Annotated in this window: 14 protein-coding genes; 9 read left to right on the top strand and 5 right to left on the bottom strand. The window is 72.5% G+C overall.

From position 1 onward, the window contains the following. Positions 1 to 28: 28 nt before the first annotated feature. Positions 29 to 2,053 (bottom strand): carboxypeptidase-like regulatory domain-containing protein, encoded by a 2,025-nt coding sequence (locus FXF50_RS13380; protein ID WP_148427673.1) that lies wholly within the window; start codon positions 2,051 to 2,053, stop codon positions 29 to 31. Positions 2,054 to 2,212: 159 nt separating this feature from the next. Between FXF50_RS13380 and FXF50_RS13375 the strand changes: the two genes are divergently transcribed. The 5 genes from FXF50_RS13375 to amcA all read left to right on the top strand — a co-directional run bounded on the left by FXF50_RS13375 (position 2,213) and on the right by amcA (position 6,915). After that, the gene (locus FXF50_RS13375; protein WP_148427671.1) at positions 2,213 to 2,566 is read left to right on the top strand and encodes a sterol carrier family protein; all 354 of its coding nucleotides are present in this window, start codon (positions 2,213 to 2,215) and stop codon (positions 2,564 to 2,566) included. 171 nt (positions 2,567 to 2,737) lie between these two features. Further along, positions 2,738 to 4,267: an amidophosphoribosyltransferase gene (gene purF, locus FXF50_RS13370; RefSeq protein WP_148427669.1), complete on the top strand. Its 1,530-nt coding sequence runs from the start codon at positions 2,738 to 2,740 to the stop codon at positions 4,265 to 4,267. Between the two features lie 60 nt (positions 4,268 to 4,327). Then, on the top strand, positions 4,328 to 5,482 hold the full coding sequence (purM, locus tag FXF50_RS13365; RefSeq protein ID WP_148427667.1) for a phosphoribosylformylglycinamidine cyclo-ligase: 1,155 nt from the start codon (positions 4,328 to 4,330) through the stop codon (positions 5,480 to 5,482). Positions 5,483 to 5,606: 124 nt separating this feature from the next. Further along, entirely contained in the window at positions 5,607 to 6,710 is a 1,104-nt protein-coding gene (gene amcB, locus FXF50_RS13360; protein ID WP_187399665.1) for a cyclophane-forming radical SAM peptide maturase AmcB, read from the top strand. Then, on the top strand, positions 6,679 to 6,915 hold the full coding sequence (gene amcA / locus FXF50_RS13355; RefSeq protein WP_139131895.1) for a multiple cyclophane-containing RiPP AmcA: 237 nt from the start codon (positions 6,679 to 6,681) through the stop codon (positions 6,913 to 6,915). The genes amcB and amcA overlap by 32 nt, the downstream gene beginning before the upstream one ends. A 143-nt stretch (positions 6,916 to 7,058) precedes the next feature. Here amcA and FXF50_RS13350 read toward each other — a convergent pair whose 3' ends face one another. Together FXF50_RS13350 and FXF50_RS13345 are read right to left on the bottom strand one after the other, a co-directional pair. Then, positions 7,059 to 7,277 (bottom strand): DUF3073 domain-containing protein, encoded by a 219-nt coding sequence (locus FXF50_RS13350; protein WP_091315761.1) that lies wholly within the window; start codon positions 7,275 to 7,277, stop codon positions 7,059 to 7,061. Positions 7,278 to 7,577: 300 nt separating this feature from the next. After that, complete coding sequence (locus FXF50_RS13345) at positions 7,578 to 8,660, bottom strand: Glu/Leu/Phe/Val dehydrogenase (protein WP_148427664.1); 1,083 nt, start codon at positions 8,658 to 8,660, stop codon at positions 7,578 to 7,580. Positions 8,661 to 8,835: 175 nt separating this feature from the next. Between FXF50_RS13345 and FXF50_RS13340 the strand changes: the two genes are divergently transcribed. Beyond that, a complete protein-coding gene (locus tag FXF50_RS13340) occupies positions 8,836 to 9,675 on the top strand; it encodes a hypothetical protein (RefSeq protein ID WP_148427662.1) in 840 nt (279 codons plus the stop codon). A 257-nt stretch (positions 9,676 to 9,932) separates the two neighbouring features. Continuing rightward, positions 9,933 to 10,142, top strand: coding sequence for a BldC family transcriptional regulator (locus FXF50_RS13335; protein ID WP_007073996.1), 210 nt, complete (start codon positions 9,933 to 9,935; stop codon positions 10,140 to 10,142). 93 nt (positions 10,143 to 10,235) lie between these two features. On the opposite strand, the gene FXF50_RS13330 is transcribed toward FXF50_RS13335, so the two are convergent. Then, a complete protein-coding gene (locus FXF50_RS13330) occupies positions 10,236 to 10,613 on the bottom strand; it encodes a PPOX class F420-dependent oxidoreductase (RefSeq protein WP_091315749.1) in 378 nt (125 codons plus the stop codon). Between the two features lie 113 nt (positions 10,614 to 10,726). On the opposite strand from FXF50_RS13330, the gene FXF50_RS13325 reads away from it, so the two are divergent. After that, on the top strand, positions 10,727 to 11,503 hold the full coding sequence (locus tag FXF50_RS13325; protein WP_148427660.1) for a bifunctional 2-polyprenyl-6-hydroxyphenol methylase/3-demethylubiquinol 3-O-methyltransferase UbiG: 777 nt from the start codon (positions 10,727 to 10,729) through the stop codon (positions 11,501 to 11,503). Positions 11,504 to 11,548: 45 nt separating this feature from the next. Here FXF50_RS13325 and FXF50_RS13320 read toward each other — a convergent pair whose 3' ends face one another. Further along, on the bottom strand, positions 11,549 to 11,836 hold the full coding sequence (locus tag FXF50_RS13320) for a hypothetical protein (RefSeq protein ID WP_107075368.1): 288 nt from the start codon (positions 11,834 to 11,836) through the stop codon (positions 11,549 to 11,551). A 168-nt stretch (positions 11,837 to 12,004) separates the two neighbouring features. Here FXF50_RS13320 and FXF50_RS13315 point away from each other — a divergent pair, with 168 nt between their 5' ends. After that, entirely contained in the window at positions 12,005 to 12,862 is an 858-nt protein-coding gene (locus tag FXF50_RS13315; RefSeq protein WP_148427658.1) for a 3-hydroxyacyl-CoA dehydrogenase family protein, read from the top strand. The last annotated feature ends 32 nt before the right edge of the window (positions 12,863 to 12,894 follow it).

Genomic DNA, 12,894 nt, shown 5'->3' with positions numbered 1-12,894 from the left:
TCGGTCGAGGTCGCTCGCGCCCCCGCGGTCAGTCGTCCAGCCAGTCCAGGCGGCGGCCGCCGCGGTCCTGCGGGGCGTCCGGTCGGCCCCGGCCGGCCTCGGCCGGGTAGCCACCCTGGTCGTAGCCCTGGTTGTCGTAGCCACCGCCGCGCTGCTGCGGCGGCTGCTCCTGGCCGTAGCCGCCCTGCGGGCCGTAGCCACCCTGCTGGGGCTGGCCGTAACCGTCGCCGCCGCCGTAGCCGCCGCGCTGGTCGTAACCGTCGTAGCCGCCCTGCTGGCCGCCGTCGTAGCCACCGGCCTGGCGACCGTCATAGCCGCCGGTCTGGCCGCTGTCGTAGCCACCGGCCGGTGCGCTCTCGTAGCCGCCCTGCTGGCCGCCGTAGCCGCCCGCCGGACCGTTGTCGTAGCCGCCCTGCTGGCCGCCGCCGTAGCCGCCACCGGAGCCGTAGCCGTTGCCGCCCTGCTCCGGGCCGCGGCCGTACTGGCCCTGACCGGGCTGGTCGTAGCCCCGGCCCTGGTCGGGCTGGTAGGTGCTGGTCGGGTACGGGTCGGCCGGCGGCGCGTACTGGGTGCTGTCGCCGGTGTAGCGGCCGGTGGGCTCGTCGTAGCGCTCGCCGCCGTAGCCGCCGCCCTGTGCGGGCGGGTAACCGGCGGCGCCGGCGCCGTAGTCCCGGCTGCCGTAGCCGCCACCGGAGGACGGGGCGGTGCCGTAGCCGCCGCCCGAGGACGGCGCCGCGCCGTAGCCGTTGTCGCCGCCGCCGTAGCCGCCCTGGCCGGGCGCCCCGTCGCCGTAGCCGTTGCCGGCCCAGCCGGCCTGACCGGCACCGGCCCCGGCGCCGTAGGCCGGGCCGGGCGGCGCGCCGTACGGGTCCGGCGGCACGTCGTCGACGACCGGGCGGTGCATCATGGTCGGCGCGTCGCTCAGCGAGGTGCCACCGGCCATCGTCGGCGCCGCACCGGCGCCCATGCCGTTGACCACCCGGGTCTGGTCGTCCGCGCCCCGGTAGGCGCCCCGGGCGCCCGGCACCGCGGCGGCCGCTCCGGCCGGGCCACCGGGGCCGGTCGGCCCGTGCGGGCCGTCCCCGTCGCCGTCGCCGTCCTCGTTCTTGCGCCGCATGTAGAGCAGCACGATGGTGCCCACACCGACGGCGACGAAGAGCCCGCCGAGCAGGATCAGCAGCCAGGAGCCGCCGGAGTCCTCGTTGGCGGCAGGCTGCTGGGCGGCCGGCTGCTCGCTGGCCGGCTCGTCGGTCGCCTCGTCGGTCGCCTCGTCGGTCGGCAGGGGCTCCTCGGTGGCGGACGGGGTGGCGCTGGGGCTGGCCTCGACCTTGACCGGCACGGTGATCCGCTGCCCGGTCACCGACTGGCCGGCCGCGGCGTCGAACGACTTGGTGCCGATCTTGCCGTCCTTGTTGGCGCCGAGGTCGATCCGACCCGGTGCGATCGGTTCGGAGGTCGAGCCGCTGAACCGGAAGTTGCCGCTGCCGTCCGTGCTGGTCTGGCGCTGCTTGCCCACGCTGTCCCGGAGCATCACCACGGCACCCGCCACCGGATCGCCGTTGGCCTCGGCGACCACCTTGCCGGAGATCGACTTCACGGTCTGCGCCTGAGTGGGCTGCGGCGCGGCCGGACCACGCACGGTCATGTCCCGCGCATCGCTGGCCTGATCGCCGCCTGACTTGGCGGAGACGCGGACCTGCCCCGATTTCGTGTCGCCCGGGTTCAGGGTGCCGGCGACGAGGTTTACCGTGATCGACTCTTCCTTGCCCCCAGGGATCAGGCGGGCAGGCACGTTGCATTCGCCTTGGCAGGTCAGGCCGTTGAAGGTGTCAACGTTGATGCTGAAGGCGGTCGGCGAGTCGTTCTTGTTCGTGACCGTGAAGGTCATGGGCGTCTGCTGACCGCTCTGCAACGTTCCTGTCGACAGACTGGTGATCCGCACGTCGGGATTTGTTGCCAGGGCGGGTGTGGCGGGGACGGCGAGCAGCGCGCCGAAGACCAGCGCCACGACCACACCGGCCCGCTGCTTCCAGGCACGTCGGTGTGTTGACACGTCCACCGCCTTCCGGGTCTGATCTCCCCGCCGGCCGGTCCGGCCAGGGTGATCACTCACGGTACGAATACGCCGTCGGCAACTATGCCTTGTCTGACCGGATCATCTCTACCCAGGGCCAGCGTCGAGCGGGATGCTGCCGGGTCGTATCGTCCCGTCGTGTCCTCTCCGCACACTTATTCGGCCGCGGTCGCGGCAACGTTGACGGCGCTGGATGAGGGGCGTACGCCCGAACGGCCGGTGTACCGGGAGGCGGTCCGTACCCTCTTGGCCGTCCTCGCGGAGCGCGCCCCCGGCCGATCGGTGGAGGTGCGGGTTCCACCCTACGGTGCCGTGCAGTGCGTGGCGGGGCCGCGACACACCCGCGGAACGCCCCCGAACGTGGTGGAAATGAACCCGGAGACCTGGCTGGCGCTGGCCACGGGCCGCCTCGGCTGGGCGGAGGCCGTCACCGACGGTCGCGTACGCGTGTCCGGCACCCGGGCGGATCTCTCCGAGCACCTGCCGCTATAGCTGCGGCGACGCGCTCGGGCCGATCACGCTGTGCGGCCGGATCGTGACTGTCGGTGTCGTCGGCTGTTCGCGTACACTGTGAGGCGACCACGGTCCCCGGCCCACCGTGCGGAGCTTGCCCCCCCGACCTCCGCCAGGCCAGTCCAGACCCCAGCATTGAGGGAGCGGCAGGTGCCCCGAGGCGATGGCCGGCTGAGCCACGACCTTGACCCCCAGCGACCCGGCCCCCAGGACGCGTGTGGCGTCTTCGGCGTCTGGGCGCCCGGGGAGGAGGTCGCCAACCTGACCTACTTCGGGCTCTACGCCCTCCAGCACCGCGGCCAGGAGGCCGCGGGCATCGCGGTGAGCGACGGTTCGGGTGTGGTGGTCTACAAGGACCTCGGCCTGGTCGCCCAGGTCTTCGACGAGCCGACGCTGGCCAGCTTGCGCGGGCACGTGGCGATCGGGCACGCACGGTACTCGACCACGGGCGGTTCGACCTGGGAGAACGCCCAGCCGACCATCCGGGCCACCAGCGCCGGCACCACGATCGCGCTGGCCCACAACGGCAACCTGGTCAACACCGCCGAGCTCCAGCGTGAGGTGGCCGAGCGGGGCGTGGACTCCGACGGCTCGACCAACGACACGTCGCTGGTCACCATGCTGCTGGCCAGCCGCCCCGACCTCTCCGTCGAGGCGGCCGCCCTGGAGGTGCTGCCCCAGCTGCGCGGCGCGTTCAGCTTCGTCTTCATGGACGAGTCGACCCTCTACGCGGCCCGCGACCCGCACGGCGTCCGCCCGCTGGTGCTCGGCCGGCTGGAGCGCGGCTGGGTGGTGGCGAGCGAGACCGCCGCGCTGGACATCGTCGGCGCGAGCGTGGTCCGCGAGGTGGAGCCGGGTGAGCTGATCGCCATCGACGAGGACGGGCTGCGCTCCAGCCGGTTCGCCGCCCCGGAGCCCAAGGGCTGCCTCTTCGAGTACGTGTACATCGCCCGCCCGGACGCCACCATCGCCGGGCGGAACGTGCACTCCGCGCGGGTGCAGATCGGCCGCCAGCTCGCCCGGGAGCACCCGGTCGAGGCCGACCTGGTCATCCCGGTGCCGGAGTCCGGCACCCCGGCCGCGATCGGCTACGCCGAGGAGTCCGGCATCACCTACGGCCAGGGCCTCATGAAGAACCCCTACGTGGGGCGCACCTTCATCCAGCCCTCGCAGACCCTGCGCCAGCTCGGCATCCGGCTCAAGCTCAACCCGCTGCGGGAGAACGTCCGCGGCAAGCGCCTGGTGGTGGTGGACGACTCGATCGTCCGGGGCAACACCCAGCGGGCCATCGTGCGGATGCTGCGCGAGGCGGGGGCGCTGGAGGTTCACGTCCGGATCTCCTCGCCGCCGGTCCGCTGGCCCTGCTTCTACGGGATCGACTTCGCCACCCGCGCCGAGCTGCTGGCCAACGGGCTGGACAACGAGGGCATCCGCCGGTCGATCGGGGCCGACACGCTGGGCTACGTTTCGCTCCCCGGCCTGATCGCCGCGACGGAGCAGCCGAAGACCCGACTCTGCCGGGCGTGCTTCGACGGGGAATACCCGATCGAGCTGCCGGCCGGGAACCTGATCGGCAAGCACGTGCTCGAAGGAGTGGGCCGCCGGGTCGCCGCCGAGGCGTCCGAGGCCGCCGTCGCAACCACCGCCGCGCTCGTCGCCACGCCGAGCAACCGCCCGTAGCACCACCGACGCGGGTCCGGCCGCACCGACCGGCCCGCGGGAACCACAAAGGGGAGAACCGTGACGCACGTGTCCGAGCGCAGCGGCGCAGGATCCAGCCCGACGGGCGCCGGCGGCGACCGCCAGCCCTGGTCGGCGGGGACCGGCCGTACGCAGCGCAAACGCTCGGTCTCGTACGCCGACGCCGGGGTGTCGATCGAGGCGGGCGACCGCGCGGTCGAGCTGCTGAAGTCCAAGGTCCGGCAGACCCGGCGCCCGGAGGTCATGGGTGACCTGGGCGGCTTCGCCGGCCTGTTCCGGCTGGACACGAAGAAGTACAAGAACCCGATCCTGGCCTCCTCCACCGACGGCGTGGGCACCAAGCTGGTGATCGCCCAGCAGCTCGACATCCACGACACGGTCGGCATCGACCTGGTCGCCATGGTGGTCGACGACCTGGTGGCGTGCGGCGCCGAGCCGCTCTTCCTGCTCGACTACATCGCCACCGGCGAGGTCGTCCCGGACAAGGTCGCCGAGATCGGCGCCGGCATCGCCGACGGCTGCCGGTACGCCGGCTGCGCCCTGCTCGGTGGCGAGACCGCCGAGCACCCGGGCGTCCTGCGCCCCGACGAGTACGACATCTCGGCGACCGGCGTGGGCGTGGTGGAGGAGAGCGACATCCTCAGCCCGGAGCGGGTCGAGGTGGGTGACGTGGTGATCGCCATGCGGTCCTCCGGCCTGCACTCCAACGGCTACTCGCTGGTCCGGCACGTGCTGCTGGGCGCCGCCCGGATGCGGCTGGACGTGGTGATCGAGGACTTCGGCCGGCAGCGCACCCTCGGCGAGGAGTTGCTGACCCCCACCAAGATCTACGCGCAGGACTGCCTGAAGCTGATCACCGAGGCGGAGGTGCGGGTGCTGGCCCACGTCACCGGCGGCGGCATCCCGGGCAACCTGGTCCGGGTCCTGCCCGAGCACGTCGACGCGGTGGTCAACCGCTCCACCTGGAAGCCGCAGCCGATCTTCGACCTGATCCAGTCCAAGGGCCGGATCGAGGACCCGGACATGGAGGCGACGTTCAACATGGGCGTCGGCATGTTCGCCATCGTCTCGGCCGAGGACGCGGACCGTGCGCTGGCCACCCTGACCGGCCGCGGCGTCGACGCCTGGCAGGCCGGCGAGATCATCGAGGGCACCGGCAACGTGCAGATGATCGGGCAGCACACCCGCGGATGATCACTCTCCGGTGATCATCCGGGCACCTGATCGGGGCTTCACCCGAGTGGTCACCGCCGCCTAGCCTGAAGGGCGGTTCAGGCTAGGCGGGGGAGGGTTGATGGCTGCGCGTACGCACACCGGCATGCGGGGCATCGCCGCCGTCCCCTCCTACGTGGTGATGCAGCCGACCACGCTCTGCAACCTCGACTGCGTCTACTGCTACCTGCCGCTGCGCGCGGCCGACCGGCGGATGCCGCTCACGGTCGCCGAGGCGGTGGCGGCCTCGGTGAACCCCTGGGCGGCCTCCGGGCGCTTCTCGGTGGTCTGGCACGGCGGGGAGCCGCTCGCGGCCGGCCGGGAGCACCTGGCGGCTCTGCTGGCCCCGTTCGGCCCGGCGGTGGAGCACCACGTCCAGACCAACGCCACGCTGATCGACGACGCCTGGTGCGCGTTCTTCGCCGAGCACGGGATCCGGGTCAGTGTGAGCGTGGACGGCCCCCGGGCCCGCAACGGCGAGCGGGTCACCCGGGGCGGCCGGCCGGCGTACGACCGGATCCTGGCCGGGGTGGCGGCGCTGCGCCGGCACGGGCTGCCCTTCTCGGCGCTGGCCGTGGTCTCCCGGCCGGAGCCGGGGCTGGCCACCGAGCTCTACGGCTACTTCCTCGACCTCGGCTGCGACGTGCTGGGGATCAACATCGAGGAGACCGAGGGCGTGAACACCCGCACGAACGCCCGGGACGCGGCCGCGGTGACCGGGTTCTGGGCCGAGCTGGTCGGCGCCTGGCGCCGGGATCCCCGGATCCACCTGCGCGAGATCGAGTGGTCCCTGCGGTACGCCGGCGCCGTCCTGGCCGGCACGTCGGACGACCTGCTGCCCCGCCGGCTCGACCCGATCCCCACGGTGGGCCACGACGGTTCGGTGGTCGTGCTCTCCCCGGAGCTGGCCGGCTTCACCGACCCGCACTACGGCGACTTCAGCAGCGGTAACGTGCTGACCACCCCGCTGGCCGAGATCCTGGCCGGCGCCGGGCGGACGCCCTGGGTGGGCGAGTTCCTCACCGGCGTGGAGGCGTGCCGCTCCTCCTGCCCCTACTTCGGCTTCTGCGGCGGCGGCCACGCGGCCAACCGCTACTTCGAGCTGGGGCGTTTTGACGGTACGGAGACCGAGCACTGCCGCAACAGCAAGATCCGCTTACTGGAGGGAGTGTTGGAGCATGCCCGAGACCACGAGTCACCGGCAGCCTGAGCGCGTCGGAGGAGCCGCCCCCGATCCCGTCGTGGACCGGGTGCGGGAAGCCGCCGCTGGATTGACCGCACTTCTCCACGAGGCCGAGGCCGCGCGCCTGCTGCGGGCGGAGGTGTCGGGCGGCGACGGTGCCAGCGCGGTGTGCGCCTGGAACCACTTCGAGAACATCCCGACGTTCTACAACTGGAACAACCGGCCCCGCTGAGGGCACGCGTCCGCGATCAGGGACCTGCCGGTCCGCCGGAGTGGCTCCGGGACGGCGAGGTCCCTGATCGTCGGTGCGCCGCGTTGGATGGGCACATGCGTGAGCACGCGGGGAGTCACCGCGTGCTCAGATGCGACCGGAGGTCAGCGGGTCGGACGGACCCAGGTGTCCGGGTCGTCGTCCGCGTGATCCTCATCATCGTCGTCGACATACTCTTTGTAGTCGTCGTCGAAGTGCTGCTCAGACTTCCCACCAGCACCCGCCAACTCGCGCTGCAAGGCGGTGAGGTCGGTGTTCGGGGAGTGGTACTTCAACTCCCGCGCCACCTTCGTCTGCTTGGCCTTAGCACGGCCGCGCCCCATGGCTCGACCCCCTCGCACAGAATGCGGGGCAGCCCGAAGGCGGGCCCCGATGACGTCAGGCATCTCTCGTGGCTCTTACGGTACATGGGGATGCCACCGTTCGGCACCTCGGGTTACCGTCAACCGGGCCTGCGCGTCGCAGTGATCCGGCCGTCACAAAGTGTACCCGGTAAGGAGTGGGCACCGGGGCCGGCCATGACAGCGGTCAAACCGGCACGAAACATCCCAATCGCAGCTTAACGCCGGCGCGCGAGCCGGCGCGGCCCGGGGGCGAGCCGGTGCCCGCCCCCGGGGTGACGTTCAGCGCAGGTGGATGGTGCGCAGCCGGCCGACCTCGGCCATCCGCCGCTCGGCGAGCCGGTCCGCGGCCACCGCCGGCGGGACGCCCTCGTCGTCGGCGAGTCGCAGGATCTCCCGGGTGGTGTCGAAGATCCGGGTGGCCCGCAGCTTGGCGCGCTCGAAGTTGAAGCCCTCGATCTCGTCGGCCACCTGGATGACGCCGCCGGCGTTCACCACGTAGTCGGGGGCGTAGAGGATGCCCCGGTCGGCGAGGACCTTCTCGATGCCCGCGTGGGCGAGCTGGTTGTTGGCCGCCCCGGCGACCACCTTCGCGCGCAGCACCGGCACCGTGTCGTCGTTCAGGGCGCCGCCCAGCGCGCACGGGGCGTACACGTCGATGTCGGACGCGACCAGCGCCGCGGTGTCGTCGACCAGCGTGACCTGCGGGTGGGTGGTGCGCACCCACTCCAGGGCCTTCGGGTTGACGTCGGTCGCCACGACCTCCGCCCCGTCCTCCAGCAGGTGGCCGGTGAGGTACTTGCCGACCTTGCCCAGGCCGGCCACGCCGACCCGCTTGCCGGCCAGGGTCGGGGTGCCCCAGACGTGCTCGGCGGCGGCCCGCATGCCCTGGAAGACGCCCCAGGCGGTGAGGACGGAGGAGTCGCCGGCGCCGCCGTGCTCCACGCTGCGGCCGGTGACGTAGCTCGTCTCCCGGGCGATCACGTCCATGTCGGCGACGTAGGTGCCGACGTCGCAGGCGGTGTAGTAGCGCCCGGCCAGCGACTCCACGAAACGGCCGTAGGCGCGCAGTAGCGCCTCGCTCTTGATCTGCTCCGGGTCACCCCAGATGACCGCCTTGCCGCCACCGAGGTCGAGGCCGGCCAGGGCGTTCTTGTACGCCATGCCCCGGGAGAGGTCGAGCACGTCGGCGAGGGCGTCGGACTCGCTGGCGTACGGGTAGAACCGGGTGCCGCCGAGGGCGGGGCCCAGCGCGGTGGAGTAGATCCCGATGATCGCCTTCAGGCCGGACTGCTTGTCCTGGCAGAACACGACCTGTTCGTGACCGGTGGATCCCGGGTCGTCGGTGCTGGCGAATACGCCCATGGCTGACTCCTGTGTCGGTGTGCGTCCTTGTGGGGCGCGGAACCTGTTGGCAAGCCGGCGGGATGGTGCCGGTGCTGCTGAGCCTAATATCGGCCGCAGCCGTACTGTCGCGCACGTCACGACGCCTCGTGACGGCGGCGGCGGACAAGTCCCGTCTCGTGGGAGGATCGTCGCCGTGCCGTCGCTCTTCGCCTCATACCTGCGCGTGTACGAGCCGCTGACCGCCTTCGATCGCGATCGCCAGTCGTACTGGCGCCGCTACGTCAACGAGGGCCGGGCGGTCGCCCCGCTGGAGGGGCCGGTCCGGCAGCGGACGGCGGTGATCGAGGCGCTGGGCGCGGGCTGGACCCGGTTGCCCGACCTGCCCGAGGAGGCGTACGTCCTGGAGGCCGACGACACGCTGCTGGTCTGCCCCTGGAACCTGCGGATCCGGGTCGCCGAGGCGGCGCTGAGCGCCCGCGACGGGGTGCCCACGGTGCTGGCCGACGCGTTCGTCCCGCCCGTCCTGGCCGGCCAGGCCAAGGCGGTGGTGGAGGACTGGCGCAGCGGGGCGCGGGTGCTGGAGCACGGGGTGCCCCGGGTGCACGAGCAGATCGCCACCTGGGGCGTGCCGCTGCGCTGGTTCGTGCTCTTCGACGCGCAGGAGCGGCACCTGGTCACCGAGCCGGAGCGGCGGGCGCTGCGCTACCGGACGGAGATCTCCAAGGCGCGCCGCCGGTCGTCGCGAGCGCTGTCCGTGCTGCGCAAGTCGGTCGGCGAGGCGCCGATCACCGAGGCGGTCGAGGAGGCTGCCCGCTGGCTGGAGGAGTTCCACCCCCGCTCGGTGGTGGAGCTGGACTACGGCGGCCTGGTGCAGCTGCTGCCCGACGAGACGCTCGCCGCCGACGACTCGACCGAGCTGGTGGCGACCGGGCTGGCCGGGCTCTCCCGGGGCGAGGCGGAGGAGGCCTCGGCGGCGTACGACAAGCTGGTCGCCCGCTGGCGTGCCGTGCAGCTGCTGGAGCGCTGCAACTAGGCCGCCCGGTTTGCCCAGTTGAGCCCTCTCGATGCGAGACTGTCTCGTAGTCGACGCTTCACGAACCGTGATCATGAGTCCGAATAAGGTAGTTTCTGCGGTATAAAAGTCGTAAAAATCGGGCATGGTTCATCCGTCCGTCTAGGGACCTTCAGCCGTTCGGCCCATGTCGGACATCGGGGACTAGCCGGACCATGGGAGACGCGTCGGCCGGCGGGACCCCGGCCGATGTCTATACATGTGGAGGAGTGACCCCGATGGCATCGCGAACGCACGAACCAGAGCCGCTACTCACACCGGCCGAGGTGGCGTCGATGTTCCGTGTCGACCCGAAGACGGTGACCCGGTGGGCCAAGGCTGGCAAGCTCAGCGCCATCCGGACCCTGGGCGGCCACCGCCGTTACCGCGAGTCGGAGGTTCGCGCCCTGCTGCAGGGGCAGATTCCCCAGCAGCGTCAGGGGGACTGACCGCCGGACGTTTCTCAGGCGTTCGATCAGGGGCGGTGGGACGTCGCGACAGCGACGATCCGCCGCCCTGAATCGCGTCCGGGGCCGGTTCGCTCAGTCGAGCACGATGCGCAGACCCACCGTGCCGCCCTCGCCCCGGCGCAGCCGGCTGCCCAGCAGGCTCAGCCGGCCGATCAGCCGGTACTTCTGCTTGAGCAGCCCCCGGATCCGCCGGGTCGACTCGGGGCCGCTGATCGTCGCGTGCCCCGGCACCGCCTCGCCGTGCGGCCGCCCGCGCACGTCGCACGGGGCCACCGTGACCCGGCCGTCGCGCCGGATCCGCTTCACCTTGCCGGAGTCCGACACCGTCCACACCGCCAGCGCCTCGCCGTCGCGCACCGCCCAGACCGGAGTCGGCACCGCCCGCCCGTCCTTGCGGAACGTGGTGAGCAGGACATACTTCTCCGCCGCCAGGCGGTCCAGGTCTGTCACGCCGCTCAGGATACGGCGGCGACAGGCCGACTGAGCCCGGATAGCGTGATCGCCGTGAGCGCGAGGAGTGAGCCGGGTCTGCGAGCCCCGCAGTCGGGAACAGAGACAGCACTGTGACCGGGGAACCCACGATCGGCGACGTGTTCGGTGAGATGATCCGCGACGCGTACGCCGTCACCACCGGGATCGGGCCCCGGCCGCTGGTCGGTGGGCGGCTGCCCCGGCCGGTCATCGAGATCATCGAGCGCGACGACGGGCTGGTCAACGGCGCCCCCGCCGAGCACTACCTGGACCCGCCGCAGCGGTGGCAGCCGTACGACCACCGGGCCGTGGACCGGGTGCACGGGCAGGTGCTGGACATCGGGGTCGGCGCCGGCCGGATCGCGCTGCACCTCCAGGAGCGCGGCGTGCCGGTCACCGGCCTGGACACCTCGGTCGGCGCGCTGCGGGTCAGCCGGCACCGGGGCGTCCGCGACCTGGTGCTCGGCACCGTCGACGAGCACGTCGCCGACGGCCGGCGCTACGACACCTTCCTGCTGCTCGGCAACAACCTGGGGCTGTTCGAGGGCCGGGAGCGGGCCCCCGCGCTGCTGGCCGCGCTCGCCGCGCTGGCCCGTCCCGGCGCGCAGGTCATCGCGCACGGCACCGACCCGTACGGCACCACGGATCCGGTGCACACGGGCTACCACGAGCTGAACCGGCGGCGGGGGCGGCTGGGCGGGCAGCTCCGGCTGCGGCTGCGCTACCGGCTGCTCGGCACCGAGTGGTTCGACTATCTGGTGTGCTCGGTCGAGGAGTTCGCCGAACTGGTCCACGGCTCGCCGTGGCGACTGGTCGACGTGGACGACCAGGACCACCCGTACTACCTGGCCACGCTGAGGCTGGCCTGAGCCGGCGGGCGCCCGGACAGGCCGGGGCGCCCGCCGGCGTACGCGTCAGACCCGGACGGTGGGGGTGGTCTGCTCGGGCGGGAGGCCGCCGTCGCCGTCGACCACCTCGTCCGGGGTGCCGTCCTCGTCGATGTCGACCATGGTGATGTCCACCTTGCCGTCGCCGTCGGTGTCGAACTGGAACAGGTCGGCCTTCCCGTCGCCGTCGGTGTCCACCACCCAGACGTCGGTCTTCCCGTCGTTGTTGGTGTCCGCGCGGAGCAGGTCCACCCGCTCGTCGCCGCGGGTCTCCACCGTCTCGGTGCCCTCCGCGCTCTCCGGTGCCTGGCTCATCTCGATCCTTCCCTCGGCGTTGACGGCCGTCTGTACCCGATCCGGCGCGCCCCCACGCATGCCCCGCGGGCCGGCCCTGCATAGGGTCGCACCCAGGAGCGAGCGAGCGGACTCGTCCGGCGCGGCGGAGACCCCGCCCGTTCACGGGTCCGCGCCGAAGGGACATCGATGAGTGGTCGTTTTGTGGTCGTCGGGGCCGGCACCATGGGCCTCGGCATCGCGTACGTGGCGGCCGGCGCCGGGTACGCGGTCGAGCTGGTCGAGGTGGACCCGGCGCGCGGCGCCGACGCCCTGCGGCGGCTCGGCGAGCTGTGGGAGCGCGGCGTGCAGCGCGGCAAGCTGACCGCCGAGGCGGCGACGGCGAACCGCGAGCGGGTCACCCTGCGGGCCGGACTCGCCGAGGTGGCCGAGGGCCCGGACGTGATCGTGGAGGCGGTTCCCGAGCGGCTCGACCTGAAGCGCGCCGTGCTGCGGGACGCCGAGGGCCGCCGGCCCGCCCTGCTCGGCAGCAACACGTCCAGCATCCCCATCGCCGAGCTGGCCGACGGGCTGGAGCGGCCGGGCGACTTCCTCGGCCTGCACTTCTTCAACCCCGTCTGGGTCATGGCCCTGCTCGAGGTCGTGGTCGGCCCGGCCACCGCGTCGGAGACCACCGAGGCGGCCGTGGCGCTCGCCGGCCGGCTGGGCAAGGACCCCGTCGTGGTACGCGACATGCCCGGCTTCGCCACCTCGCGGCTCGGCGTGACCCTCGGCCTGGAGGCGATCCGGATGGTCGCCGACGGGGTGGCCAGCCCCGCCGACATCGACAAGGCCATGGTGCTCGGCTACCGGCACCCGGTCGGCCCGCTCGAGCTGACCGACCTGGTCGGGCTGGACGTCCGGCTCGACATCGCCCGCACCCTCCAGGCCGCGTACGGGGACCGCTTCGCGCCGCCGCCGCTGCTGGTGGAGATGGTGGCCGCCGGCCGGCTGGGCAAGAAGTCCGGCCAGGGCTTCTACAGCTGGGAAGGCGGGGTGAAGCAGTGAGCGCGAGGAGTGAGCTCGCGAGCCCCGCAGTC

It is taken from the genome of Micromonospora sp. AP08, from assembly GCF_008085935.1.
Classification (GTDB): domain Bacteria; phylum Actinomycetota; class Actinomycetes; order Mycobacteriales; family Micromonosporaceae; genus Micromonospora; species Micromonospora chersina.
The sequence above is the reverse complement of the archived record's forward strand: the minus strand, read 5'-3'. Positions and strand labels throughout refer to the sequence as shown.